This is a genomic window from Bacteroides acidifaciens, from assembly GCF_903181435.1.
Taxonomy (GTDB): domain Bacteria; phylum Bacteroidota; class Bacteroidia; order Bacteroidales; family Bacteroidaceae; genus Bacteroides.
Map to the genome: position 1 here is coordinate 944,804 of NZ_CAEUHO010000001.1, position 26,226 is coordinate 971,029.

At 41.0% G+C, this 26,226-nt stretch carries 22 protein-coding genes and 2 pseudogenes; 18 read left to right on the top strand and 6 right to left on the bottom strand.

Annotated features, from left to right (window positions below; genetic code table 11):
- Positions 1–78: 78 nt before the first annotated feature.
- Entirely contained in the window at positions 79–1,281 is a 1,203-nt protein-coding gene (locus tag CLIN57ABFB40_RS03715; RefSeq protein WP_175628945.1) for an MFS transporter, read from the bottom strand.
- 276 nt (positions 1,282–1,557) lie between these two features.
- Here CLIN57ABFB40_RS03715 and CLIN57ABFB40_RS03720 point away from each other — a divergent pair, with 276 nt between their 5' ends.
- The 4 genes from CLIN57ABFB40_RS03720 (at position 1,558) to uxuA (ending at position 5,423) form a co-directional block, all read left to right on the top strand.
- A complete protein-coding gene (locus tag CLIN57ABFB40_RS03720) occupies positions 1,558–1,845 on the top strand; it encodes a YtxH domain-containing protein (protein WP_175628946.1) in 288 nt (95 codons plus the stop codon).
- Positions 1,846–2,221: 376 nt separating this feature from the next.
- Positions 2,222–3,292: a substrate-binding domain-containing protein gene (locus CLIN57ABFB40_RS03725; protein WP_175628947.1), complete on the top strand. Its 1,071-nt coding sequence runs from the start codon at positions 2,222–2,224 to the stop codon at positions 3,290–3,292.
- 22 nt (positions 3,293–3,314) lie between these two features.
- Positions 3,315–4,127: an SDR family oxidoreductase gene (locus tag CLIN57ABFB40_RS03730; RefSeq protein ID WP_120469009.1), complete on the top strand. Its 813-nt coding sequence runs from the start codon at positions 3,315–3,317 to the stop codon at positions 4,125–4,127.
- 126 nt (positions 4,128–4,253) lie between these two features.
- A complete protein-coding gene (uxuA, locus tag CLIN57ABFB40_RS03735; RefSeq protein ID WP_022138900.1) occupies positions 4,254–5,423 on the top strand; it encodes a mannonate dehydratase in 1,170 nt (389 codons plus the stop codon).
- A gap of 75 nt (positions 5,424–5,498) precedes the next feature.
- On the opposite strand, the gene CLIN57ABFB40_RS03740 is transcribed toward uxuA, so the two are convergent.
- Both CLIN57ABFB40_RS03740 and CLIN57ABFB40_RS03745 read right to left on the bottom strand, forming a co-directional pair.
- Positions 5,499–6,095: a 3'-5' exonuclease gene (locus CLIN57ABFB40_RS03740; RefSeq protein WP_175628948.1), complete on the bottom strand. Its 597-nt coding sequence runs from the start codon at positions 6,093–6,095 to the stop codon at positions 5,499–5,501.
- Between the two features lie 90 nt (positions 6,096–6,185).
- Positions 6,186–6,461: a putative quinol monooxygenase gene (locus CLIN57ABFB40_RS03745; RefSeq protein ID WP_175628949.1), complete on the bottom strand. Its 276-nt coding sequence runs from the start codon at positions 6,459–6,461 to the stop codon at positions 6,186–6,188.
- Positions 6,462–6,793: 332 nt separating this feature from the next.
- On the opposite strand from CLIN57ABFB40_RS03745, the gene CLIN57ABFB40_RS03750 reads away from it, so the two are divergent.
- From CLIN57ABFB40_RS03750 to CLIN57ABFB40_RS03775, 6 genes and pseudogenes are all read left to right on the top strand, one after another.
- Complete coding sequence (locus CLIN57ABFB40_RS03750) at positions 6,794–7,495, top strand: SIMPL domain-containing protein (RefSeq protein WP_175628950.1); 702 nt, start codon at positions 6,794–6,796, stop codon at positions 7,493–7,495.
- A 314-nt stretch (positions 7,496–7,809) separates the two neighbouring features.
- Positions 7,810–8,031 (top strand): annotated as a pseudogene (locus CLIN57ABFB40_RS03755) (hypothetical protein); the annotation flags it as partial.
- 270 nt (positions 8,032–8,301) lie between these two features.
- Positions 8,302–8,919 (top strand): DNA-binding protein, encoded by a 618-nt coding sequence (locus CLIN57ABFB40_RS03760; protein WP_175628951.1) that lies wholly within the window; start codon positions 8,302–8,304, stop codon positions 8,917–8,919.
- Positions 8,920–9,565: 646 nt separating this feature from the next.
- A complete protein-coding gene (locus CLIN57ABFB40_RS03765) occupies positions 9,566–10,045 on the top strand; it encodes a hypothetical protein (protein WP_175628952.1) in 480 nt (159 codons plus the stop codon).
- Positions 10,046–10,196: 151 nt separating this feature from the next.
- Positions 10,197–10,343 (top strand): hypothetical protein, encoded by a 147-nt coding sequence (locus CLIN57ABFB40_RS03770; protein WP_175628953.1) that lies wholly within the window; start codon positions 10,197–10,199, stop codon positions 10,341–10,343.
- A 139-nt stretch (positions 10,344–10,482) separates the two neighbouring features.
- Positions 10,483–12,195: an ATP-binding protein gene (locus CLIN57ABFB40_RS03775; protein WP_175628954.1), complete on the top strand. Its 1,713-nt coding sequence runs from the start codon at positions 10,483–10,485 to the stop codon at positions 12,193–12,195.
- 218 nt (positions 12,196–12,413) lie between these two features.
- Here CLIN57ABFB40_RS03775 and CLIN57ABFB40_RS03780 read toward each other — a convergent pair whose 3' ends face one another.
- Positions 12,414–13,268, bottom strand: coding sequence for an AraC family transcriptional regulator (locus tag CLIN57ABFB40_RS03780; protein ID WP_175628955.1), 855 nt, complete (start codon positions 13,266–13,268; stop codon positions 12,414–12,416).
- Positions 13,269–13,400: 132 nt separating this feature from the next.
- On the opposite strand from CLIN57ABFB40_RS03780, the gene CLIN57ABFB40_RS03785 reads away from it, so the two are divergent.
- The 3 genes and pseudogenes from CLIN57ABFB40_RS03785 to CLIN57ABFB40_RS03795 all read left to right on the top strand — a co-directional run bounded on the left by CLIN57ABFB40_RS03785 (position 13,401) and on the right by CLIN57ABFB40_RS03795 (position 17,614).
- Positions 13,401–14,030, top strand: a complete 630-nt coding sequence (locus tag CLIN57ABFB40_RS03785) for a nitroreductase family protein (RefSeq protein WP_175628956.1) — start codon at positions 13,401–13,403, stop codon at positions 14,028–14,030.
- Between the two features lie 156 nt (positions 14,031–14,186).
- Positions 14,187–14,309, top strand: a pseudogene (locus CLIN57ABFB40_RS03790) (MBL fold metallo-hydrolase); the annotation flags it as partial.
- A gap of 29 nt (positions 14,310–14,338) precedes the next feature.
- Positions 14,339–17,614, top strand: coding sequence for a S41 family peptidase (locus tag CLIN57ABFB40_RS03795; RefSeq protein WP_175628957.1), 3,276 nt, complete (start codon positions 14,339–14,341; stop codon positions 17,612–17,614).
- Positions 17,615–17,700: 86 nt separating this feature from the next.
- On the opposite strand, the gene CLIN57ABFB40_RS03800 is transcribed toward CLIN57ABFB40_RS03795, so the two are convergent.
- Entirely contained in the window at positions 17,701–18,906 is a 1,206-nt protein-coding gene (locus tag CLIN57ABFB40_RS03800) for an IS256 family transposase (RefSeq protein WP_175628958.1), read from the bottom strand.
- A gap of 140 nt (positions 18,907–19,046) precedes the next feature.
- Entirely contained in the window at positions 19,047–20,804 is a 1,758-nt protein-coding gene (locus tag CLIN57ABFB40_RS03805; protein WP_175628959.1) for a 1-deoxy-D-xylulose-5-phosphate synthase, read from the bottom strand.
- 466 nt (positions 20,805–21,270) lie between these two features.
- On the opposite strand from CLIN57ABFB40_RS03805, the gene CLIN57ABFB40_RS03810 reads away from it, so the two are divergent.
- The 5 genes from CLIN57ABFB40_RS03810 (at position 21,271) to CLIN57ABFB40_RS03830 (ending at position 26,183) form a co-directional block, all read left to right on the top strand.
- Positions 21,271–22,302, top strand: coding sequence for an alpha/beta hydrolase (locus CLIN57ABFB40_RS03810; RefSeq protein WP_175628960.1), 1,032 nt, complete (start codon positions 21,271–21,273; stop codon positions 22,300–22,302).
- 17 nt (positions 22,303–22,319) lie between these two features.
- Entirely contained in the window at positions 22,320–22,871 is a 552-nt protein-coding gene (locus CLIN57ABFB40_RS03815; protein WP_254871693.1) for a cyclophilin-like fold protein, read from the top strand.
- An 11-nt stretch (positions 22,872–22,882) separates the two neighbouring features.
- The gene (locus CLIN57ABFB40_RS03820) at positions 22,883–23,746 is read left to right on the top strand and encodes a DUF3737 family protein (protein WP_175628961.1); all 864 of its coding nucleotides are present in this window, start codon (positions 22,883–22,885) and stop codon (positions 23,744–23,746) included.
- A 3-nt stretch (positions 23,747–23,749) separates the two neighbouring features.
- Positions 23,750–24,907, top strand: a complete 1,158-nt coding sequence (locus tag CLIN57ABFB40_RS03825; protein ID WP_175628962.1) for a MalY/PatB family protein — start codon at positions 23,750–23,752, stop codon at positions 24,905–24,907.
- A gap of 73 nt (positions 24,908–24,980) precedes the next feature.
- Positions 24,981–26,183: a cupin domain-containing carboxymuconolactone decarboxylase family protein gene (locus CLIN57ABFB40_RS03830; RefSeq protein ID WP_175628963.1), complete on the top strand. Its 1,203-nt coding sequence runs from the start codon at positions 24,981–24,983 to the stop codon at positions 26,181–26,183.
- Positions 26,184–26,226 lie beyond the last annotated feature (43 nt).

The following is a 26,226-nucleotide window of genomic DNA, read 5'->3' on the forward strand; positions in this document are numbered from 1 at the left end:
CTCTCTTAATTTTTTGACTTTGCCCTTAACTTGTAGACCGGTATACGTCGTGATGACGAATACCGGTCGTTTTATTATTTATATTCTCTGTTTCTTCAAATTAGGCAAAAAGAATGTGACCAATCCTAGTAGCGGCATATAAGCACAGATGTTATATACATATTCAATACTCGTTTTATCCGCTAAATTACCGAGTACGGCAGATGCTACACCAGCCACTCCAAATGAAAATCCAAAGAATAACCCTGATATTAATCCGAGCTTGGTAGGAAGCAATTCCTGTGCATAAAGCAATATGGCAGGAAAAGCGGAAGAAAGCATCAATCCCACACAGAAGCTAAGGATAATAGTCCACATCAAATTAGCATGTGGCATTAGTAAACTGAACGGGGCAGCTCCCAAAATTGAAGCCCAAATAACATACTTCCGACCAATACGGTCACCTACCGGACCACCAATCAGCGTTCCGATAGCAGTAGCAACTAAGAAAATAAATAAATATAGTTGCGAATCCTGTACCGTAACATTGAATTTATGAATCAGATAGAATGTATAATAGCTGGTCAGACTCGCCATATAGATATATTTCGAGAAAATCAGAATCAGCAATATCGCGATTGAAAGGGCTGTCTTATCCATAGGCAAAGGTAGATGAACCGGTTTTCTGACACTGACAGTCTGAGCCTTCATCCGGTTGAGATAAGACTTATACCATTTGCATATCGGATACATGACAGCAATAGCTGCCAATGCGACAAATGCAAATATAAGAAGGTGTTGTCTTCCATAAGGTGCAACCAGCAGGGCTACCAATAAAGGCCCTAATGAACCGCCGAAGTTGCCACCTACCTGAAAGAGTGATTGTGCTAGTCCGCGTTTTCCACCCGAAGCAAGGAATGTGATGCGCGAGGCTTCCGGGTGCAATACGGAAGAACCGATTCCGATTAAGAATACGGACAGTAGTATCCAATAAAGATTATCAGAAAAAGCTAAGTTTATCAGTCCTATCATAGTGAAACTCATTCCGATAGGCAATGACCATGCGACGGGATGTTTGTCGAAGATAATTCCTGTAATCGGCTGAAAGACCGAAGCGGAAAGTTGATAAACCAATGTTATCAGTCCGATTTGAGCGAAACTAAGTCCCAAATCATCTTTGAATAAAGGATAAGAGGCGGATAAAACCGACTGCAAAAGGTCATTGAGGCAATGTGAAAGACTCAATACAATTAAAATAGAGAATGTGATTTTTCCTACGGGTTGTTCCTGATTCTGTACCATAAATACCTGTTCTTTAAAGATGTTCCTGAAAAATTGGCTGCAAAGGTACGTAAACTTCCCGTTTCTCAATATATTTGCTATGATTAATTCTGAATGATATGAAGAAAGTCTCTATAATAAAACCCTAAGACTAAGGATTGTAAATAGTCGTTAATTCATTTTTGACTGACTGAACCATTCGTCATACCTGCTGTTGTTAAATAAAAAAGGTTATTTTCAAAATCCAAATAAGTATTTTATATAATTTATTTTTAATCTAAAAAACTGAACTTAATTATGGAATGTAGACATGGAAATTTCTGGATTGGACTTGGAATAGGTTCTATCCTTGGTGCTGTTGCTTATCGTCTTTCACGTACCGCAAAAGCCAAACAACTGGAAAGTAAAATTTATGACGCTATCCACCGCATTGGTCGCGACGCTGAGGCGGCAGCAGCTTGTGCAGAGAAAAAAGCAATGAATCTTGGACTGAAAGCGGTAGAAACCGGAGCCGAAATTGCTGATAAATTGGCAACAGAAGCCGATAAGGTGGCTGGAAAAGCAAAAGAAAAGTGGGAAAAATAATATTTCCAGAATTGGTAATCAGTTAATATGTAATTGATTACCAATTTCTTTTTTACCATTTTATTCTTTTTCGTATACACTGAATATTGTCGTGTGTTCGTACACACTTTGCCACTTTCTCTATTCTTTTCTATCTTTTCCCGTGATAAAAAGTATTTCTTTTCCCCCCTTTACCTGCTTTCAGGAGTACTTTTTACTGATGATTTTAGCCTTTTTCTTATGTTTAACAACATGTGTATATTTGCTGTATTTGATATAAGTGTTTGATAATTAGTCTTATAATGTATTTGTGTTATTATGTGTGTGCGCACACACTATTGTTTAATTCAATAATTCATTTTACTTTTGTCATCGAAAAACAAGATACTTATTAAGGATGGACAAAGAATTCTCAAATATTCGTATTGTAGACATCGCTAAAATGGCAGGTGTCTCTGTCGGCACGGTGGATAGAGTCATTCATAATCGTGGACGGGTATCTGAAGAAAACAGGAAAAAGGTGCAGGCTATTTTGGAGATGGTTCATTATCAGCCTAATCTCATGGCACGTTCATTGGCGTCCAAGAAACAGTATCACTTTGTCGCAATCACTCCGTCTTTTGCTCAGGGAGAGTATTGGGAAGCCATTTCAGAAGGCATTGATAAGGCTGCTTCCGAAATGGAGTCTTATAATATAACCATCACAAAGCTCTTTTTTGACCAGTATAACAACAAAACTTTTGATGATATAGTCCGTAATCTGTTGGATGAAAAGGTGGATGGTGTGTTAATCGCCACATTGTTTACCGATTCAGTTATCCGACTTTCGCGTGAACTCGACCGATTCGAAATTCCCTATATTTATGTCGATTCCAATATTGAGGGACAGCATCAACTAGCCTATTTCGGTACAGAATCTTATGATGCTGGAGTTATTGCCGCCAGGTTGTTGACAGACAGAATTTCTCCTGCTTCCGATATTCTTATGGCACGGATTATCCATAGCGGAAAGAATGACTCCAATCAGGGAAGAAACCGCAGGGAGGGATTTTGCCGTTATCTGAAAGAGATGGGATTCACCGGAAATCTGCATGAGGTGGAGTTGAAAATCAATGACTCGGTGTACAATTTCACGAAACTTGATGAAATCTTTGAATCAAATCCGAATATCGAAGGAGCTGTTATTTTTAATTCTACCTGCTATATTTTAGGGAATTACCTGAAAGTAAGAGCCATGCAGTCGGTAAAACTGGTAGGTTATGACCTTATAGAGAGAAATACACAGTTACTTTCGGAAGGAGTGATTACTGCATTGGTTGCGCAGCGTCCTGAAAGGCAGGGATACGAAGGAATTAAGTCCTTATGCAATCATCTGTTGTTCAAGCAACATTCTGAAAAGGTAAATCTTATGCCGATAGATATTCTGCTGAAAGAAAACCTGAAATATTATCTGAACAATAAACTATAAACATAATAAATTTTTAGAAACCATGAATGAATTATTTAACGTAAAGGACAAAGTTGTTGTAATTACCGGTGGAGCCGGAATCTTGGGTAAAGGAATTGCTGCATATCTCGCAAAAGAAGGTGCAAAAGTAGTTGTGCTCGACAGAAGCGAAGAAGCAGGAAAAGCATTGGTAGACAGTATCAAAGCTGAGGGTAACGAAGCCATGTTCCTTTACACTGACGTAATGGATAAAGAAGTATTGGAAGGCAACAAAGTAGAGATCATGAAAGCTTATGGTCGCATTGACGTATTGCTGAACGCTGCCGGAGGTAACATGGCAGGTGCTACAATTGCACCGGACAAGACTTTCTTCGACTTACAGATTGACGCTTTCAAGAAGGTGGTAGATTTGAACCTGTTCGGTACAGTATTGCCTACAATGGTATTTGCTGAAGTCATGGTAGAACAGAAGAAAGGTTCAATCGTAAACTTCTGCTCTGAATCTGCACTTCGTCCGTTGACTCGTGTCGTTGGTTATGGTGCAGCTAAAGCGGCTATCGCTAACTTTACTAAATATATGGCTGGTGAACTGGCTCTGAAATTCGGTAACGGCTTGCGTGTAAACGCTATTGCTCCGGGTTTCTTCCTGACTGAACAGAACCGTACATTATTGACTAATCCTGACGGTTCTTTGACCGATCGTTCAAAGACAATCCTTGCTCATACTCCGTTCAACCGTTTCGGTGAACCGGAAGACCTTTACGGAACAATCCACTATCTGATTAGTGATGCTTCTAACTTCGTAACAGGTACAGTAGCTGTTATTGATGGTGGTTTCGACGCATTCTCTATTTAATAAATGGAGCATTGAGAATTAAAAATTGAGAATTGGCTGCGTAGCATCCGCATGTAGGCTCTCAACTTTTAATTCTCAACTTTTATTTCTTAATTCTTAATTTTCAATTCTTAATTTAACAATAGTATGTATTTATGTGAACAAACTTGGCGCTGGTATGGTCCTAACGATCCCGTTAGCTTGTGGGATATTAAGCAAGCCGGCGCTACCGGTATAGTAAATGCGCTTCATCATATTCCGAATGGTGAAGTATGGACAGTGGAAGAAATCATGAAGCGTAAGCAAATGATTGAAGAGGTAGGGCTGACGTGGTCTGTTGTAGAAAGTGTACCTGTGCACGAACATATCAAGACACAGACAGGCGACTTCATGAAATATATCGAAAACTATAAGGAAAGTATCCGTAACCTGGCAAAATGTGGTGTAATGGTAGTTACTTACAACTTCATGCCTGTATTGGACTGGACACGTACCGACCTTGCCTATACAATGCCCGACGGCTCTAAAGCGCTTCGCTTTGAAAAAGCGGCTTTCGTAGCTTTCGACCTTTTTATCCTAAAACGTCCGAACGCAGAAAAAGACTATACTCCTGAAGAAATAGCCAAAGCGAAAGCTCGTTTCGAACAGATGAGCGAAGACGATAAGAATCTCTTGGTTCGCAACATGATTGCCGGACTTCCGGGTTCTGAAGAAAGTTTCACGGTAGAGCAATTCCAAGAAGCGCTCGACCGTTACAATGACATTGACGCTGAGAAACTTCGTTCCAATCTGATTTTCTTCTTGAAAGAAATTGCTCCCGTTGCCGATGAAGTAGGAGTGAAGCTGGTGATTCACCCGGACGACCCTCCTTATACAATCTTAGGCTTGCCGCGTATCCTGAGTACGGAAGAGGACTTCAAAAAACTGATTGAAGCCGTACCTAACGAATCCAATGGTCTTTGCCTGTGTACAGGCTCCTTCGGTGTACGTGCCGATAATGACCTTGCCGGTATGATGGAACGTTTCGGCGACCGTGTGAACTTCGTGCATTTACGTAGCACACAGCGTGACGAAGAAGGCAACTTCTACGAAGCTAACCACTTGGAAGGAAATGTAGATATGTACAACGTAATGAAAGCTCTTATTCTTCTACAACAACGTCGCAAATGCTCTATCGCTATGCGTCCCGACCACGGACATCAGATGATTGATGACTTGAAGAAGAAGACAAATCCGGGATATTCCTGCTTGGGACGCCTTCGCGGATTGGCGGAACTTCGCGGTTTGGAAATGGGTATCGCTAAGTCTATCCTCTAATCTGAGTACCTGATTAGCATTATATTATAAAAACACTACGGCTATTATTGATTGAAATAATAGTTGTAGTGTTTTTTATTTGGTCTTTTTCGCCTGTTGGGAGATGAATATATCGAACAAGTCTCCGGCGTGCGTATCTTTATCGTCTTTTTTAGCCGGTTTCACTCTCTTTGGTTCGGGAATAATTTGTATTGCAATTTGGGCGCAGGCTTCGGCATCAGCAAGTGCGTGGTGATGATTCTCCAAGCTATATCCACATCGTTCCGCTACCGTATGCAACTGATGATTCGGAAGTTCTTTTCCGAACACTTTCCTCGAAGTACGGCATGTACAATAAAACTTATAATCAGGATAAGTCATATCATACAATTCGTGAACCGCACGGAGACAGCCTTCGTCGAAAGGACTGTTGTGGGCTACAAGCGGCAATCCCTCTATCAACGGTTTGATTTCAGCCCATACATCGGGAAAATCTTCGGCTTCTATCGTATCATCGTAAGTTAGTCCGTGAATAGCTGTTGTCCATTGGGTGTAATAATTGGGAGCAGGACGGATGAGGCGATAGATTTTATTCACAATCTTACCGCCTCTTACAATGACAATACCGACACTGCATACGCTTGTACGTTTGCCGTTGGCTGTTTCAAAGTCGATTGCTGCAAAGTCTTTCATTAGTCCGTTGTTTCTTTCCTTCCGAAGAAGAATGTCTCTCTCTTTCTGATGATAGTTGGATAGATAGTATATCTATTCTCCGTGTTTCATTTAGAATTCGAACTTTTCCAGTTTCATTTCAGCTAATTCCTGAATGATACCTACATATTTGCCGAAGTGCGGAGACTTCTCGTGAGCTGCTAATACCTCGGCATTCTGCCATGTTTCACAAATCATGAAAACGTCGTGACGGGTACTGCTTTCGAAAGTATCATAAGCAATGCATCCTTCTTCCTTCAAAGAGCAAGCAGTCAGATCTTTAGCTGCTTCAATCGCTTTTTCGCGGTTTGTCTCGCTTACGCGGACGAAAACATTCAATCTAATCATGGTCTTTATTATTAAATGATTAAAAATAGCTTTATCACATCTTGGTGAATAAATCGTAGGCAAAGATACTATTTTTGTGCTTTTTCGGATAGCTTGTTCTTTAAATTTCTGCCCAATGCAACTATCTGAAGTCGGAACTGGAGAACTTGAGAAAGTATTCTTTTCTTTCGGGCAAACAGCCTTATAAGTATAAAGTAAAGAAAGGAGATATTATTTTGATACATAGAAGGTGCTTGCTTGATATTTTAGGATAAAGTCCGTAATATAGATTTTTTTTGTAGCTTTGTAAAATGATGGCATATAAAAGTAATATCACCCTAATAATCGAAGATATGAAAAAAGTATTTTTATTGGCTTTTGCCTTGTTCGCATGGAATATCCTTGCCAATGCTCAGGAAAGTGACAAAAGATATGTTGAAGTGACCGGTTCTTCGGAGATAGAAGTCGTCCCGGAAGAAATACACTTTCTGATTCAGATAAAGGAATATTGGGAAGAAGAATATACGGGTAAATCGAAGAAAGAGGAAGACTTCCGGACGAAAGTGCCGTTGGCTATGATAGAGAAAGATTTGCGTAAAAGTTTGCGTAAAATAGGAATATCGGATGAGGCTATCCGTACGCAGGAAGTAGGGGAGTATTGGCGTCAGAGAGGGAAGGAATTCCTGATAGGCAAGCAACTGGATATCCGTCTTACGGATTTCGAGCAAATCAATTCCATTATCCGTTCTGTCAATACATGGGGAATTGAATCAATGCGTATCGGCGAACTAAAACATAGGGATTTGCCTATGTACAGGAAGCAGGGAAAGATTGAAGCACTGAAAGCAGCCCGTGAGAAGGCATCCTATCTGGTGGAAGCAATGGGACAGCAATTGGGTGAAGTCATTCGTATCGTTGAACCTGCCGATAACAACATAAGCCGTTATATTCCTTTCCAGGCACAGAGCAATGTCAGCATGGGGACGGCAGCTACCGAACAGTACCGTGTCATCAAGCTGAGATATGAAATGACCGCCCGTTTTGCCATAAAATAAAAAAATGCCTATCTTTGTCGCATGACTAAAAAATAATAAATCGGATTTGGTTTAGTAAACAATCTGTATCTCTGATACAGATTGTTTTTTCGTTAAAGCCTTTTGGTTTATTCTTTGTTCCAAGTTCTTTAATAACTGTCTGCCATAAGCGGTACGGTTTTCACCATTTTGTTCTACCTCTTTTTATAAACTAAGGTCAAGGAAGACTTACTTCAAAAACTGTAGGAATACACCATTGATTCACAGTCTCCCGATTACCTTACTTAAAAAGCACAACGTATGAAAAAAGATTTGTTGAAAGTAACTATCAGGCAGAAACACTTTTCGGCGGACAGACCATACTTTCTTTGGATACACAATCTATCGAAAAGTATCTGGATAAATTGGATGCGAAAACCACCGTCGGCGAACTGTTGGTAATCAAAGCACAAGCACAGGGATTGAAGTTGGCTGATACACCGGAAGCGGACGAAGTATATACCCGTGAATGGGCTTTGAATACTGCTGCTCTGACTAAGTTGCTGTTAGGTGATTAATTTCTAGCGGTTAACTAAATCTTTTCTTCCTAATATTTATAAGTTGTATTGTGATAAAGTATATCTTTGTATGCAATAAATTAATCGTCTGACTATAGTTGCTTTTTCGTCTAACTATAGTCAGACGAAAGAGTAACTATAGTCAGATGCAAGTTACACTATAGTCAGACGAATAAATATATACTAATCGAGAACTAGTGATTGGTATAAGAGAGATTAAATATCAGGCAAGAAAATGATAAATGATAACCCAATAAAATATAGCTGCTTATGAGTGCGTATTATGATTTGTATGAGACACCGGACGTTCAGAATACCGGCGAGAAGCAACCCCTTCATGCGCGGATAGTTCCGAGCGGGACTTATTCCCAAAAAGAGTTTATAGAACGTGTGTCACACTATCAACATTTTCCCCAGAATATGGTTGACGGGGTGCTGGGGGCTGTAATAGATGAACTTGGTAGTCTCTTGGCGCGTGGCTATATTGTGGAGCTTGGAGAGCTGGGACATCTTAGTGTCTCTTTGAAATGCACTCAGAAGGTGATGACTAAAAAAGAAATCCGTTCCGAATCTATCTGTTTTGACAATGTACACCTGCGTACTTCCAAAAATTTTAAATTGAAGGTAAGACGGGAAATGAGACTTGAACGTGTGCCCAAATCGGGACGGACTGTTAGTAAAACGGAGATACCTATCGAGCAACGTCTTCAAATGTTACAGGAGTTTCTGAAGAAGAACGGAGGAATCACCCGCATAGAATACAGCAGGCTGACAGGAGTATCCCGGCTGAAAGCCGTTGATGATTTGAATACTTTTATCCGAGAAGGAAAACTGCGTAAGAGAGGGGCGGGAAGGAATGTGTTTTATGTGTGGAAGCTGGAAGAATAAGATTATAATAAGTAATTGTCCTTCTTTTGGCTAACCATTAATTCGAATTAAATATTACTGCCAACATTCCAATATGAGGGCGTAACCGCAGAATCACACCCAAAAGGGATGAGATTTCAGTTTTTCCGTTTAGTTCAAGCACATTACGTATGGTAACGTAATGGTTTTAGCGAGAATTGTATTAACTTTGTGGCACGGGCAAAAGTATTAGGCGTATGAAGAGGTGGCAGAAAATAGTCGGTATTTTAGTGATTTTAGCCTTGGCAATCGCAAATGCTTGGGCTGTGATTGACTATATCCACTTGTCAGGAGTCGCTGGAGCATGGTGTGCTGAAATCACACAAGAGTCATTCTTTGACTGCGTCTTTAATTTTAGACACCACTTTTGGTTATATACATTCTTTTCCATCATTGATTTCTTTATAATAATAGCATTGTTCATTTGCCTTTGGAGGAAAGGAGGTAAGCGATGAAACGTGTAAGCGTAATATCGTTGTTGTCATTGAGTTTACTTCTTGAGATGAATGCTTGTCAGCTCTCAATAAGCGAAATATCATCAACCCTCAACTGCATCATGTAGATAGCCTTTATGAAGATTTCGCCAATAATAACCGGTTACTGTTTAATCCTCCAAAGTGACAAAGACATGAAACTGACCGATAAACGATTTTGGAAATTTGAGGTAATGACGCTGCTTTGCGGTTTCTTGTTGCTCTGCCAAGTGGTTGTTGTGCTTATATGCAACGGTGCTGAATTTGAATCGTGCAATGGAGCCGTATTGATATTGCTATTGCCTATATTATGTTTTTACTTCGCTATATCCGGTATCCCAACTTGGCTTTTGTATAAAGGAAACTCTTGGTTGAGACTTGCTGGATACTTGTATATGTTTTCTGCCGTGCTGTTGATAGTTCCACTATTAATATTCTTATATGACTGGAATCCTGTAACTGCGAATATGCGACCAGAGAACATACCAGTAAATGAAAGCAAATACATTACTGATAATGAACTTGTCAGTCTCATTTGTACAGGATGGGCGGTTCTCCTTATTATTCCCGTGTTGATTACTTCGCATTTTACTAAACGATGGATTGTGAATAAAGAGAACACACAGGTAATTTGAAATATGAGACAGTGGCAACAGATAATCGGTGTAGTAGGATTGCTTCTGATAGAGGTAATGATAATTTTACGTAGTTCCTAAAGCCAATGCTAATGAGGGCGATACACGAGTATGGCTGGTAATTGAGTTGTCTTTAGTCTTGTTGATAAGTTTGGCAATTTTGATAAAAGAGAATTGGGATGATTTTATCAAAGAATTCCTTCGAGAAGATATCAACAATGCCTATATCCAACTGATAGAGTTTTCATTATTGAGTGAAATTGTGTTGGAATGGGATGATGGAGATTTAGAGCATTAAGGAACAGCCAAGAAAACGAAACGGAAAGGGATGTGTTTTATGTATGGAAACAGGAAGAATAATATTATAATAGGTAATTGTCCTTCTTTTTGCTAACAATTTTGTACCTTTGTTTGTCTATAAAGAAAATAGTAAGATTATGGCAAGAATAACTATTCCTTATGCAGTGGCGGATTTCATAGATTTGCGTGAACGTGGATTCTATTATGTAGATAAAACAGATTATATTTCGAAGTTAGAGGATTATAATGCCCCTGTGTTTCTCCGTCCCCGCCGTTTTGGAAAAAGCCTGTTGGTTTCTACTTTGGCTTGCTATTATGACCGTACCAAAGCGCATCGGTTTGAAGAATTGTTTGGGGGAACTTGGATTGGTAGTCATCCGACAAAGGAACATAATCGTTATATGATTATTCGCTATGATTTTTCAAAAATGGTGATGGCGGATAACATTGAAGGATTAGCGCAGAACTTTAATGATTTGAATTGCTCTCCTGTGGAGATTATGGTAGAGCATAATCGGGATTTATTTGGTGATTTTCAATTTCTCAATCGGGGAGATGCATCCAAAATGTTGGAAGAGGTTCTTGGTTTTGCCCGTTCTCACGAATTTCCTAAAGTCTATATATTAATTGATGAATATGATAATTTCACGAATCAACTGCTGACTGCATATAATGATCCGCTTTATGAAGAAGTGACGACGAATGACAGTTTCCTGCGTACTTTCTTTAAGGTGATAAAAGCTGGTATAGGTGAGGGGAGTGTCCGTACTTGTTTCTGTACAGGTGTGTTGCCTGTCACAATGGATGATTTGACCAGTGGATATAATATTGCTGAGATATTGACTCTTGAACCTAATTTCCTGAATATGCTCGGGTTTACATACGAAGAGACAGAAACATACTTGCGTTATGTACTTGATAAATATTCTACAGGACAGGAGCGTTTTGATGAAATCTGGCAGCTAATTGTGAGCAACTACGATGGTTATCGTTTCCGTCCTAATGGTGACCGGTTGTTCAATGCTACTATCCTTACTTATTTCTTCAAGAAATTTGCAGCCAATGCCGGCAGTATTCCTGATGAATTGGTAGATGAAAACTTGCGTACCGATATTAATTGGATTCGTCGGCTCACCCTTTCACTGGATAATGCAAAAGCAATGTTGGATGCGTTGGTTATTGATGATGAGCTGCCTTATAATGTAGCCGACCTTGCCAGTAAATTCAATAAGAAAAAGTTCTTTGATAAGGAGTTTTATCCCATTAGCTTGTTTTATTTGGGAATGACAACGTTGAAAGATAAATTCGTGACAACATTGCCTAATATGACGATGCGTAGTGTGTACATGGACTACTATAATCAGTTGAACAAGATAGAAGGTAATGCGCAGCGCTATGTTCCTGTATATCGGAAGTATGATTCCAATCGAAGTTTGGAACCACTGGTACAAAACTATTTCGAGCAATACTTAGGACAATTCCCGGCACAGGTATTTGATAAAATCAATGAGAACTTCATCCGATGTTCATTCTATGAGCTTGTGTCACGGTATTTGAGTAGCTGTTATACGTTTGCTATTGAACAGAATAACTCCGTAGGACGTTCGGATTTTGAAATGACAGGTATTCCCAGTACGGATTATTATACAGATGACCGTGTCGTAGAATTCAAATATTATCGTGCAAAAGAAGCGGAAAAGATGCTTGCACTTACCGAACCTCTTCCCGAACATGTGGAGCAGGTGAAAAGATATGGTGAAGATACGAAAAGAAAGTTTCCATATTATAATGTACGTACGTATGTAGTATACATTTGCGCCAATAAAGGATGGAAATGCTGGGAAGTGTAAGATGGTAAAGTTTGTATAATTCGGATGGAAACAAATATAGAGTTTATCTGATGTTGTTGGGAATCAATCAACCTGACGTGGCTTCTGATATTGATGCGTATACAAGATGATAGTGACTATTCTAGAATTACTGAAAATCTCCGTAATAAACGAATGAAAAGGGAGAAATGGCATTAAAAACAGCTTGGAAGCAAAACAGTCTTTGGAGAAAGAGATGACTATTGAAATTGTTTTCTGTATTTGGACGGAGACATTCCCAAGGTATTTGTGAAAACTCGGACGAAATGAGGTAAATCATTAAAACCGACCGTAAAACAAATTTCGGATACTTGTTTCTGTGAATGTTTCAGAAGTTCGCAGGCTGTATTTAAGCGGTATTGGGTTACATACTGCGAGAAGGTTATTCCTTTGCAGCGTTTGAAATAGGAACAGAAAGCAGAGCGGTTCATGCCTACTTCTGCGGCAATATCATCCAAAGATATAGTATGGATATAGTGAGCCATTACATAAGTACAAATTTGCTGCATACGTCTCACGTCACGTTCAATACTCATGGGCTTTCCGGCAAAGGTATGGTCGGATGAAGTAAATATGACAGGTAGCAGACGAAACATTTCGCATAGGCGTCCCAACTCGTCCATATCGTTCATCTGTGACAATATCCGGCGAATGGTTTGTGAACTTCTAGTACCGAATTTCAGTGCGTTCGTCGGGAATGTAATGCCTGTCAGACGATTACGCAGTTCGGGAAATACTGCCATACACCGTTCTACAAGCGAATGACTGAAAGCTACCATTAAATAACGGACATACCCCTCATCGTCTGCCGAATCTGGCGAATATTCCCAGCGGTGTAGCATGGACGGTGGTATTAACGCCACGTCGCCTGCTGCGAAAGGTTGTAATGTGTCGCCTGCCATTCGTTTGCCATATCCATGGACAACATAATACAACTCCCATGCATCATGCCGGTGCAGTTTGGCTTCGATGCTTGTTGTCACTCGTTGGTCTATAAAGAAAAAAGAGTGATTCTCTACTTCGGGCAATTCATAAGGAATGGCGGTATCTTCCATAAAAGTAATGCTTAAAATGACTTGTATGCAAATATACGACAAATATCTAAGATGATACCACAAATATATAACAAGGAAGCTGGGTAATTTTGCTGCCGGAAACAATAAGTATAACTATTAAAATGTATTGTTATGGATTTCTATCAAGTATTAGAAAAAAGAAGAACTATTCGCGACTTTTCCGATAAGAAGGTGACGGATGAAGTGTTGGAAAAAGTATTGTCGGCTGCATTCAAAGCTCCGACTAATGACCATTTGCGGCAGTTTGAGTTTATTGTCGTGAGAGGGCAGGAAAACATAGCTCGACTCATATCGCCTGTGGCGGAAAACACAAGGAACATTCAGCAGGCAGGGCTTGAGGCTGCTGCCGGTGTGATGGATAAGGATGAACACGCCATGTTTGTCGATGCGTTGTCCAAACAACAACGTATGCTTATGCAAAGCAATTGTCTCGTACTTCCATTTTTCCGGCAAAAGGATTTTCCGCTGTGCCAACCTGCCGATCAAAGTTCACTCAACTATTTTGCTTCTGCGTGGGCAGCCGTTGAGAATATTTTGTTAGCAGCAACGGCAGAAGGACTGGCGTGTGCATTCCGTATTCCTATCGGCAACGAACCGGAATATGTGAAACATCTCGTCAATGCTCCTGCCGGATATGAGTTTACCTGCTTTCTCGCTATCGGATATGCGGCGGCGGATGCACATATTTGTAAGCAGAAAGAAATCCGGGTAGGGGATAGGATTCACAAGAATGTTTGGTAATCTATAATTAAGGTACATCTCTCTGTAATTTATATACATTCGCTATGTTATAAATTGTCTATTTTAATTGATTGGATTGCTTGTTCTACCACAGAATTATTATAATTTTGTGGCAGAACTTTTTATTTTGTATGATTCCTTTAATAACTAAGCATCATGGGCTATACAATAACGACTCTTGTAGAGAATGGTGTCTATGGACGTAAATTGCAGGCAGAACACGGTCTTGCTCGCTATATGGAGACATCGGGACATAGATTACTCTTCGATACGGGAGCGTAGGAATAAAATATATATAATTATTTGACATGAAGAAACTAATAACTTCTTTAGCATTGGCATTGACCGCATTGTCCGGCTATGCCATTACTCCTTTGTGGATGCGTGACGCACGTATTTCACCGGATGGAACGGAGATTGTCTTTTGTTATAAAGGCGATATTTACAAAGTCCCCGCACAGGGTGGAACAGCCGTTCAGTTGACAACACAAGCATCTTATGAAGCTAACCCTGTTTGGTCGCCCGACGGAAAGCAGATTGCATTTGCCAGCGACCGGAATGGGAATTTTGACCTCTTTATCATGCCTGCCGATGGCGGAACCGCTCAAAGGCTGACTTATCATTCCGCTTCGGAGATTCCCTCGGCTTTTACTCCGGACGGAAAGTATGTACTTTTCTCCGCATCTATTCAAGACCCTGCTGGCAGTGCTTTGTTTCCTACCGGAGCAATGACGGAATTGTATAAAGTTCCTGTTGGCGGAGGACGTATCGAGCAAGTGCTCGCTACTCCTGCCGAATGGGTTTGCTTTGATAAATCGGGGAAAAACTTTCTTTATCAAGACCGTAAAGGCTTCGAAGATGAATGGAGAAAACACCATACTTCTTCTATAACCAGAGATATATGGCTGTATGATACACAATCGGGAAAACATACCAATCTGACGAACCGGGAAGGGGAAGACCGTAATCCTGTGTATGCGCCTGACGGCAATTCTGTCTATTTTCTTAGCGAGCGCAACGGTGGTTCATTCAATGTATATAACTTTTCGCTGAATACTCCGCAAGAGGTAAAAGCGGTAACTACATTCCGTACGCATCCGGTACGTTTCCTGTCAATCAGCGATAAAGGTACATTGTGCTATACCTATGACGGAGAACTTTATACGCAGGAAGCCAATGCCCGTCCGAAGAAAGTAAACGTCGAACTTGTCCGGGATGACGAAAAGGAGATTGCTTCCCTCAAATTCTCCCAAGGTGCTACTTCCGCTTCCGTATCCCCGGATGGCAAACAGGTTGCTTTCGTTGTGCGTGGCGATGTTTTTGTCACTTCGACGGATTACACTACAACCAAGCAAATCACGAATACTCCGGGAAAAGAAGCCGCTGTGTCTTTTGCACCGGATAACCGGACATTGGTCTATGCCAGCGAACGGACGGGTAACTGGCAACTTTACACTGCCAAAATAGCCCGTAAGGAAGAAGCCAATTTCCCTAATGCAACTCTTATCGAAGAAGAAGTCCTGCTTCCTTCCAAAACGGTGGAACGTGCTTATCCGCAATATTCTCCGGATGGCAAGGAACTGGCTTTTATCGAAGACCGCAAACGCTTAATGGTACTTGACTTAAAAACGAAGAAAGTTCGTCAAGTGACGGATGGTTCTACATGGTATAATACCGGTGGCGGATTTGACTACGAATGGTCGCCGGACGGCAAATGGTTTACCCTCGAATTTATAGGCAACCGTCACGATCCTTATTCGGATGTAGGCATTGTCAGCGCACAGGGAGGGGAGATTACTAATTTGACAAATAGTGGATATATCAGTGGTGCTCCGCGTTGGGTCTTGGACGGAAACGCTATTCTTTTCCAGACTGAACGTTACGGTATGCGTGCGCATGCTTCCTGGGGTTCGCAACAAGATGTGATGCTGGTATTCCTGAATCAGGATGCTTATGACCGCTATCGCCTGAGCAAGGAAGACTTCGAACTGCTCAAAGAATTAGAAAAGGAACAGAAGAAAGCGAAAGAGAAGGAAGGCGACAAGAAGAAAGACGGAAATAAGTCAAAAAAGGATGAGGCTGACGAGGATAAGTCATCCGAAGATAAGACAGACAAGAAAGATATAGTTGTAGAACTTAACGGCATTGAAGACCGTATTGTCCGTCTGACTCCCAACTCTTCCGATTTAGGCAGTGCCATACTCTCAAAAGACGGAGAGAATCTTTATTACTTCTCAGCTATCGAAGGTGGATATGACCTTTGGAAAATGAATCTTCGTGAAAAAGACACGAAGCGTCTGCATAAACTTAATACCGGTTGGGCATCATTGATGTTGGATAAGAAAGGAGATATTTTCTTGTTGGGAAGCCGGATTATGCAGAAAATGGATGCGAAGTCGGATGCATTGAAATCAATCAGTTATCAGGCTGAAATGAAAATGAATTTGGCTGCCGAGCGTGAGGCGATGTTTGACCATGTGTACAAGCAGCATCAAAAACGTTTCTATAACCTCAATATGCACGGGGTAAACTGGGATGCTATGACTGATGCTTATCGTAAGTTCCTGCCTCATATTGATAACAATTATGACTTTGCAGAATTATTGAGTGAGTGGTTGGGTGAGCTGAATGTTTCACATACCGGAGGACGTTATTCTCCGAGAGGTGGAGGAGATGTGACCTCTAATCTGGGTTTGTTGTTCGATTGGGATTATCAGGGAAAAGGAATGAAAATCGCTGAGATAGTTGAAAAAGGTCCGTTCGACCATTCCCGTACGAAAGTAAAAGCTGGTTGCATTATTGAAAAGATTAACGGCGAGGAACTGGCTCCGGATAAGGATATTACCGCTGTATTGAATAATAAAGCCGGAAAGAAAACTCTGGTTTCATTGTATAATCCGCAGAACAAGGAACGTTGGGAAGAAGTGGTAATGCCTATTACTAGTGGAAAGCTTAACGGTTTGTTATATAAACGTTGGGTAAAACAACGTGCGGCAGATGTTGAGAAATGGTCGAAAGGACGTTTGGGATATGTTCATATTCAGTCGATGGGAGATGATAGCTTCCGTACTGTATACTCGGACATTCTAGGAAAATATAACAACTGCGAAGGTATTGTGATTGATACCCGTTTCAACGGTGGTGGCCGTCTGCACGAAGATATCGAGGTACTTTTCAGCGGTCAGAAATACTTTACGCAGGTAGTGCGTGGACGTGAAGCTTGTGATATGCCGAGCCGTCGCTGGAATAAACCGTCTATCATGTTGCAGTGTGAAGCTAACTACTCCAATGCACACGGAACTCCGTGGGTATACAAACATCAAAAGATTGGTAAACTTGTCGGTATGCCTGTTCCGGGAACAATGACAAGCGTATCCTGGGAAACATTGCAAGATCCTTCACTGGTCTTCGGTATTCCTATCATCGGTTATCGTTTGCCTGACGGCAGTTATTTGGAAAATACTCAATTGGAACCGGATGTAAAGGTTGCCAATAATCCGGAAACAGTAGTCAAAGGAGAGGATACACAACTAAAGGTGGCTGTTGACGAATTGCTTAAAGAAATAGACAGTCAGAATAGATAGTAAATAAAAGTAGGTTGATACATATCTTCCGTTACGGAGGCACTGTCCACAATTTTGTGTAAATAGAAAACTTCAGGATTCGGGTTTTATACTTGAATCCTGTTTTCAAATATAGTAATAAATTGGTTAAATATCAATGCCCAATTCCAAATAGGTTGGTACCATTTCTTTTCAATTTCGTTAATGGCCAAATAGACAGATTTTTTCAGTGCATCATCATTTGGAAATGATAGCTTATTTTTGGTGTACTTTCTAATTTTCCCATTTAGATTTTCAATAAGATTAGTGGTATAGATAATCTTTCTAATCTCGACGGGGAAATCAAAGAACACGGTCAGTTCTTCCCAATTATTTCTCCATGAGCGTATCGCATATGGATATTTAGCACCCCATTTTTGCTCAAAGTTATCCAACTCCATCTCAGCTGCTTCTTTAGTAGGTGCATTATAGATGTTCTTTAAATCGGCAGTGAATTCCTTTTTTTCTTTCCAGACGACATAGCGACAGGAGTTTCTAATTTGGTGTACCACACATATTTGAGTAGTAGAGGCAGGAAATACACTCTTGATGGTTTCCGTAAATCCATTCAGGTTATCAGTAACTGTAATCAGAATGTCTTCTACACCACGGGCTTTGAGATCCGTTAAAACGCCCATCCAGAAAGCGGCACTCTCATTTTTGCCAATCCACATACCCAATACTTCTTTCAAACCTTCCTTATTCAGACCTACACATAGGTAAACAGTCTTGTTGATCACTTTGCCGTTTTCTCTGACTTTGAATACGATACCATCCATCCAGACAATCATATATAAACTGTCCAAAGGACGATTCTGCCACTCTGTTGCAGCCTGGCTAACTTTATTGGTGATAATGGAGATAGCGGAGGTGGAAAGGTTAATGCCGTATATTTCCTGCATTTCCGACTCAATATCAGCGACGCTCATACCTTTGGCATAAAGAGAGATGACAAGACGCTCGATTGATAAGCCGCGGGATTGATGCTTGGGAACAACAATAGGCTCAAATTCTCCTTTCCGATCACGAGGAACCTGAATAACAGATTTACCCATCTCGGTTTGAATCTGCTTCCTATAACTACCATTGCGGGAGTTGCCACTATGATCGCCTTGATTGGAGTGTTTTTCATAACCTAAATGGTTATCCATCTCTGCTTCCAGCATTTGTTCATAAACACGAGTATGAAGCTCTTTCATGAAAGCAGTCACATCTTCGCCTGTCTTAAACTGGGACAGAAACTCTTTACTTAAAAATTCTTTAGGAATGTCCATAAAATCTGATTTTTACAAAGTTAATACATAAATAAAAAAACTATGAGAAAAATCCCGTAGTTTTCTATTTACACAATTAGATGGATAGTCCCGTTACGGAAGTGTATCAACCTACAAATATATAATGAACAGGGACTTCTTTAGCCGATAATCTTTCTGATATCTTCTACAATCTGTTCACTTGTCAGATGATTGGCACGAAGTAACTCTTGTATGTCGTATCGGTCTACGAACTCTTTCTTCGCCCCATAATTAATAACTTTCATATCACTGGCACCATAATAACGGGCAATCTTTTCACCGAAACCACCATCCAATACACCGTCTTCCAACGTAATCACTAATTCGTGATCTGCTTTCAGTTCATCCATCAGTTCGTTGTCTACACCGGTGATGTAACGCGGATTGATGAGTGTTGCATCAATATTGGCTTTTTCTTTCAGAAGTGATGCAACCGACTGTCCCAATCCATAGAACGAACCTAAAGCAAGAATGGCTACTTTTGATCCACGATGCGTCACTTTATAGCGATTGAGAACACTATAATCAGTCTCCATCGGTTCCCCACAAGTAATTACATCCGTTGCCGGTACACGGATGGCAACCGGGTGTTCGTTTTGGTGGAGGCTCCATTCTAGCATAGCAAGATATTCCTCTTTGCAGGTCGGTGCCAGATAAACCATATTAGGAATATTACTGATGAGCGGAATATCGAAGAAGCAGAGGTGGGTTACATCATTCATTCCGGACAGTGTTCCCCAGAAGACCAACAAAACAGCCGGGTTATTATTGATACAGAGATCTTGCGAAAGTTGATCGTATGAACGTTGGATAAATGTACTATACACTCCGTAAACAGGTTTTCCGCCATTAGCTGCGATACCCGAAGCAAGTGCTACCGCGTGTTCTTCGGCAATACCGACATCTACAAACTGCTTGCCAGCTTCCTGGCGACGGTTGGGAGTAAATCCGAGAACGGCAGGAGTGCCCGAAGTGATTGTTACCACTCGTTTGTCTTCTTTCATCTTTTTCAGCAGATATTGGGCAGTTACTTCGCTATAATCTTCCGCATCCTCGGCAAACTTTGGCTTTCCGGTTTCTATATTGAAAGGAGTGAGCCAGTGAAAAGTTTCCTTATCTTGTTCTGCAGGTTCATACCCTTTCCCTTTCAGTGTATTAATATGTACTACTATCGGATGCTGAATATCTTTCACTTTAGAGAAAGCCTCAACCAGTGCTTCCACATTGTTGCCGTCGTTTACGTACATATAATCCAATCCCATAGCCTTGAAAAAATTGCATTCGCACAGACCGTTGCTGTCGCGCAAATCTTTTAGGTTCTTATATAGTCCACCGTGATTCTCGGCAATAGACATTTGATTGTCGTTGACAATAATAATCATGTTTGTACCAAGCTCCGCTACATAGTCCAATCCTTCAAATGCTTCGCCGCCACTTAAGGAACCGTCGCCTATCACGGCTATGATATTCTCATTGCCACCGGTCAGGTCGCGTCCTTTCGCCAATCCGCTAGCCAGGCTGACGGAAGTGGATGTATGACCGATAACAAAGAAATCATGCTTACTTTCTTGTGGTTCGGAATAACCGGATACGTTGTCATACTCAGCAGGGTAGAGGAAAGCGTCTTTCCGTCCGGTCAGCATCTTATGCACATAACTCTGATGCGATACATCAAATACAATCTTGTCTTCCGGTGAATTGAATACATAATGTAAAGCGATAGTCGCCTCCACCATTCCGAAATTAGGTCCGAAATGTCCGCCGTGTTCACTCAACTTTTGAAGGAGTGATGCACGGATTTCATTACTTAAATCATTGAGTTCATTAAACGATAACTTCTTTACGTCTGCGGGAGAGTAAATATTTTCTAAATACATATCAATTTGTTTTTTACGTTTATACCTATTCTCTTTATCACATTATCACACTGCAAAGATACTGCTGATTTTGGATTCGGTTTGTATATAGATTACAGATTATTCTACCTATATTACCGACCTTGGAAAATGTGACTGATGATAAACCTGAAAATAGTAGATAATATATATGGGTTTTCAGTTTCGGCTTTTCTCATTTTGTTTAATAATTCTTTAGTTATTTCTCCTAATAAACTTGGTGTTCGCAAAAGCAGGAAGTTTGGCTTTGGCTTCTCTGGTTTTGATACTTACCTCATTTCCTTAAATTAGGTTAGAATAAATATTATAGCAGATTGATAAAAAAATAGAATCTGTAATTCGGGTAATAATGTCAGTAATTCATCTACATACAGTCTCTTTATTTCACCCTATTTTTGCAACGTAGAAAATAGATAATCAATTCTTTAATTATTAAAACATAAGAGATATGAAACGGATTTTATTATTAACAACTGTATTTATTATGATGCTCGGAACTAGTTTTTCTTCTGCACAGACAGATGCAGATAACTTTTATAAAAGTGATTTGGTAAGTGTGGAGAAAGTTTCTTTTTCCAACCAGTATAAAATGAAGGTAGCCGGAAATTTGTTTCTGCCTAAGAATATGAAAGAAGGGGAGCAATACCCGGCAATCATTGTCGGACACCCAATGGGAGCAGTCAAGGAACAGAGTGCGAACCTTTACGCAACGAAAATGGCGGAGCGGGGTTTTGTTACACTCTCCATAGACCTTTCTTTTTGGGGTGGGAGTGAAGGCGAGCCGCGTAATGCTGTTCTGCCGGAAGTTTATGCGGAAGACTTTAGTGCCGCAGTTGATTTTTTAGGTACCCGTCCGTTTGTCGACCGGAATCTGATTGGAGTAATCGGTATTTGCGGCAGTGGAAGTTTCGCTATCAGTGCGGCAAAAATAGACCCTCGTCTCAAAGCCATTGCGACAATCAGTATGTACAATATGGGTACGGCTAGCCGTAACGGGCTAAAACACTCATTGACATTGGAACAGAGAAAGCAAATAATGGCTGAAGCGGCAGAACAGCGTTATGCTGAATTTTTAGGTGGAGAAACTAAATATACCGGTGGCACTGTACATCAACTGACAGAAAAGTCCAGTCCGATTGAACGGGAGTTCTATGAGTTCTACCGTACACAAAGAGGAGAATTTACCCCCGACGGAGCAACTCCTATGACCACCACTCATCCTACACTTTCAAGTAATGTGAAATTTATGAATTTCTATCCTTTCGAAGATATTGAGACTATTTCACCTCGCCCTATGCTTTTCATCACCGGTGAAAATGCCCACTCACGTGAATTTAGTGAAGACGCCTACCGATTGGCCGCCGAACCTAAAGAACTGTATATAGTACCCGGTGCCGGACACGTAGATCTTTACGATCGTGTGAGCCTTATTCCATTTAATAAACTAGAATCCTTCTTTAGGGAATATCTAAAGAAATAAGTTTTAATACTATAAATATGAGATACTATATAATAGCAATTCTTACTATGCTGACATTATCGGTCGGTTCCGCATCATGTAGCGAAGATGAACCTATACAGGGAACAGGTCAACAAGTGACTCCGGGTAATGGTTCTGGTTCCGGTGATAATGGCAGTAACAATAATGGCAATAATTCCGATGATAATGACGACAATAACGATGATACCCCAGTGAGCAATAATCTTAAAATAACAATCGGACCTGTTTCATTCAATGCCACATTGGAAAATAATGAGACTGCGAAAGCATTTAAGAGACTACTCCCTATGACAGTGGATATGTCTGAACTGCATGGTAATGAAAAATATTATTATCTGTCGAAGGGTTTGCCGACAGCGTCGTCCAATCCCGGGACTATTCGGACGGGTGACTTAATGCTTTACGGTTCCACTTGTGTGGTACTATTTTATGAAACCTTTTCCACTTCATATACTTATACCCGTTTAGGACGTATAACAAATCCTTCAGGACTGGCCTCCGCCCTTGGTTCAGGAGGCGTAAATGTAATTTTTGAAATAACAGATTAAAGAATAAACTAATGGAACAAATAAGAAATAAAGAATATGGAGGCGAACGTCCTCTGTTCGCGACCCACGATCTTCAACTGGAAGATGTAACAATTCACGCCGGTGAATCTGCATTGAAAGAATGTAGTAATATTATAGCAATCAACTGTCGTTTTGAAGGAAAATATCCTTTTTGGCATACCAACGGATTCATTGTGAAAAACTGTCTCTTCACAGAGGGAGCCCGTGCTGCTCTATGGTACTCTCAAAGTCTGCAAATGGCAGATACCTTGGTAGAAGCACCGAAGATGTTTCGCGAAATGGACGGGATAAAACTCGAAAACGTGCAGTTGCCTAATGCTTTGGAAACGTTTTGGTATTGCCGTAATATAGAGCTAAAGAACGTGCAGATAGACAAAGCTGATTATCTTTTTATACATAGCGAGAATATCAAGATACAGCACTACGCTCAAAATGGAAACTATTCATTCCAGTACTGTAAGAACGTGGAAATCCGTAATGCAGTTATCAATTCCAAAGATGCATTCTGGAATACGGAAAATGTAACAGTCTATGATTCCGAACTGAATGGGGAATATCTAGGCTGGCATTCTAAAAACTTACGTCTGGTAAATTGCTGGATTTCGGGCACTCAACCACTTTGCTATGCACATGACCTGGTGATGGAAAATTGTACGATGGCAGAGGACGCTGACCTCGCTTTCGAACACAGTAGTGTGAAAGTAACGATTAAGAGCTCGGTTCACAGCGTGAAGAATCCCCGCACGGGGAGCATTGTTGCCGAAAGTTTCGGGACAATCATCTTGGACAAGAACCTCAAAGCACCGGGAAATTGTGAATTGAAACTTTGGGACGAACTGACTTGTTTTGATTGAAATATGAAGTACAACTTCGATGAAATAATTCCACGCCGAGGTACGAATTCCTATAAATGGGATTCTGCCGGAGATGCAGATATATTGCCGATGTGGGTAGCCGATATGGATTTCCGTACGGCTCCCCCTGTTGTGGAAGCGTTGAGGAAACGGGTGGAGCATGGTATCTTCGGATATGTCCGTGTACCGGATGCATACTACGCAGCGGTGACAAACTGGTTTGCAAGGCGGCATGACTGGCAGATAGAAAAAGAATGGATTATTTATACCACGGGAGTAGTACCGGCATTGTCTGCTGTCATTAAGGCACTGACAGCCCCCGGAGATAAAGTAATGGTGCAGACACCCGTATATAACTGCTTTTTCTCCTCTATCCGCAATAACGGATGCGGGATGATTGCCAATCCGCTGATTTATAGAAATGGAACCTATCAGATAGATTTTGCGGATTTGGAACAAAAAGCTGCCGACCCAAATGTAAAGGTTCTATTGTTATGCAACCCGCATAATCCTGCCGGAAGGGTATGGACAAAACAGGAACTTACCCGCATTGGTGACATCTGTATCCGGAATAATGTGTGGGTAGTAGCAGACGAAATCCATTGTGAACTTGTCTTTCCAGGACATACCTATATCCCTTTTGCTTCTATCTCACATGAATTCCTGATGCACTCCGTCACTTGCACCTCGCCAAGCAAGGCCTTTAACTTGGCAGGGCTTCAGATTGCCAATATCATTTCTGCCGATACGGATATGCAAATGAAAATAGATAAAGCAATCAATGTCAATGAGGTTTGTGATGTGAACCCATTCGGAGTAGAAGCGTTAATGGCAGCCTATAACGACAGTGAGGAATGGCTGGAAGAGCTGAAACAATACCTGTTCGCCAATTACAGTTATTTGAGGGCATACTTCGCTGAATATCTTCCTGAATTTCCTGTGTCAATATTGGAAGGCACTTATCTGGTTTGGGTGGACTGTTCAGTGTTGAATCAGTCATCGGATGAGATAGTGAAAACCTTGTTGGAGAAAGAAAAACTTTGGGTGAACAAGGGCAGCTTGTACGGAGAGACTGGTGAAGGGTTTATCCGTATCAACATCGCCTGTCCGCGACAGCAGTTGATAGAAGGGCTAAACAGATTGAGGCGAGCTTTGAAATAATAATTGTCAATTTATTGAGAGTTCTTGTGAACTCTCCGTGAGTACGAATAAAAAGAAATAATAGACTATGAACATGAAGAAATTAGTAGTTGCTTTAGTAGTTGCATTAGTTACGTTTTTCGGATATAATTCATTAAATGCACAAAATATGAAAAAAGAAGAAGTACCTCAAAACATCAGCGCATTTCCGATAGGAGAGGAGAATGTAGGATTCAAACAATATTTCACAGGAGAATCTTGGCTGGCGCGGCTGACTGATAACAAAGACTTGAATGTCCCCATGTCCAACGTAACTTTTGAACCCGGTTGCCGCAATAACTGGCACAGCCATACGGGCGGACAAATCCTGATTGCCGTCGGTGGTGTGGGATATTATCAGGAACGTGGTAAGGCATCACGCCGCTTGCTTCCCGGTGATGTGGTTGAAATCGCTCCAGATATCGAACATTGGCACGGTGCCGCCCCCGATAGCTGGTTCTCGCATCTGGCTATCGAATGTAATCCGCAGACCAACAAGAATACATGGCTGGAACGTGTGAGCGACCAACAATATGCCGAAGCTACAAAAGACAACGTGGTAACCGGACTAAAAGCTACCGACCCCGAGTTGGACGGAATATTTAATAATTTTACAAAAGAAGTGCAGGAATATGGTGACTTGGATACTAAGACCCGTCTTATGGTAACTTTGGCGTCCAATATAGCTTCGCAATCACAGGCCGAATACCGCATCACACTCGAAAATGCCCTTAATGAAGGCATTACCCCCATAGAAGTGAAGGAAATCCTTTATCAGGCAGTAGCTTATGCAGGCATGGCTAAGGTGAGAGATTTTATCGGTCTTACTAATGGTATATTGCTTGTCCGTGGCGCACACCTTCCCTTAGCGGGACAATCAGTTGTATCATCCGAAACCCGTTTCGACAAAGGGCTGGAGTTACAGAAATCCATTTTCGGTGAACGGATAGAGCAGATGCATAAGAATGCTCCCGAGAATCAGAAGCATATCCAGCGTTATCTTTCTGCCAACTGTTTCGGAGACTACCAGACACGTAGCGGACTGAATGTGAAGACACGCGAACTGGTTACGTTCTCAATTTTAGTTTCCTTAGGCGGTTGTGAGTCACAAGTAAAAGGACACATACAGGGAAATGTCAATGTGGGGAATGACAAAGATATGTTGCTGGCCGTCGTCACACAGCTATTGCCCTATATCGGCTATCCGCGTACACTTAATGCCATAGCCTGTCTGAATGAGATGATTCCGGAAAAATAATAGGTTTTAGCGAGATTAGTATACTAAATGCGAATTGAAAAAT

Coding starts and splice junctions, on each gene's coding strand:
- CLIN57ABFB40_RS03780 (WP_175628955.1), bottom strand. CDS start 13,268: ATGGAAGATACCGCCATTCCTTATGAATTGCCCGAAGTAGAGAATCAC.
- CLIN57ABFB40_RS03760 (WP_175628951.1), top strand. CDS start 8,302: ATGAGTGCGTATTATGATTTGTATGAGACACCGGACGTTCAGAATACC.
- CLIN57ABFB40_RS03765 (WP_175628952.1), top strand. CDS start 9,566: ATGAAACTGACCGATAAACGATTTTGGAAATTTGAGGTAATGACGCTG.
- CLIN57ABFB40_RS03810 (WP_175628960.1), top strand. CDS start 21,271: ATGAAACGGATTTTATTATTAACAACTGTATTTATTATGATGCTCGGA.
- CLIN57ABFB40_RS03800 (WP_175628958.1), bottom strand. CDS start 18,906: ATGGACATTCCTAAAGAATTTTTAAGTAAAGAGTTTCTGTCCCAGTTT.
- CLIN57ABFB40_RS03720 (WP_175628946.1), top strand. CDS start 1,558: ATGGAATGTAGACATGGAAATTTCTGGATTGGACTTGGAATAGGTTCT.
- CLIN57ABFB40_RS03730 (WP_120469009.1), top strand. CDS start 3,315: ATGAATGAATTATTTAACGTAAAGGACAAAGTTGTTGTAATTACCGGT.
- CLIN57ABFB40_RS03815 (WP_254871693.1), top strand. CDS start 22,320: ATGAGATACTATATAATAGCAATTCTTACTATGCTGACATTATCGGTC.
- CLIN57ABFB40_RS03785 (WP_175628956.1), top strand. CDS start 13,401: ATGGATTTCTATCAAGTATTAGAAAAAAGAAGAACTATTCGCGACTTT.
- CLIN57ABFB40_RS03795 (WP_175628957.1), top strand. CDS start 14,339: ATGAAGAAACTAATAACTTCTTTAGCATTGGCATTGACCGCATTGTCC.
- CLIN57ABFB40_RS03825 (WP_175628962.1), top strand. CDS start 23,750: ATGAAGTACAACTTCGATGAAATAATTCCACGCCGAGGTACGAATTCC.
- CLIN57ABFB40_RS03830 (WP_175628963.1), top strand. CDS start 24,981: ATGAAGAAATTAGTAGTTGCTTTAGTAGTTGCATTAGTTACGTTTTTC.
- CLIN57ABFB40_RS03820 (WP_175628961.1), top strand. CDS start 22,883: ATGGAACAAATAAGAAATAAAGAATATGGAGGCGAACGTCCTCTGTTC.
- CLIN57ABFB40_RS03745 (WP_175628949.1), bottom strand. CDS start 6,461: ATGATTAGATTGAATGTTTTCGTCCGCGTAAGCGAGACAAACCGCGAA.
- CLIN57ABFB40_RS03725 (WP_175628947.1), top strand. CDS start 2,222: ATGGACAAAGAATTCTCAAATATTCGTATTGTAGACATCGCTAAAATG.
- CLIN57ABFB40_RS03805 (WP_175628959.1), bottom strand. CDS start 20,804: ATGTATTTAGAAAATATTTACTCTCCCGCAGACGTAAAGAAGTTATCG.
- CLIN57ABFB40_RS03715 (WP_175628945.1), bottom strand. CDS start 1,281: ATGGTACAGAATCAGGAACAACCCGTAGGAAAAATCACATTCTCTATT.
- uxuA (WP_022138900.1), top strand. CDS start 4,254: ATGTATTTATGTGAACAAACTTGGCGCTGGTATGGTCCTAACGATCCC.
- CLIN57ABFB40_RS03775 (WP_175628954.1), top strand. CDS start 10,483: ATGGCAAGAATAACTATTCCTTATGCAGTGGCGGATTTCATAGATTTG.
- CLIN57ABFB40_RS03740 (WP_175628948.1), bottom strand. CDS start 6,095: ATGAAAGACTTTGCAGCAATCGACTTTGAAACAGCCAACGGCAAACGT.
- CLIN57ABFB40_RS03750 (WP_175628950.1), top strand. CDS start 6,794: ATGAAAAAAGTATTTTTATTGGCTTTTGCCTTGTTCGCATGGAATATC.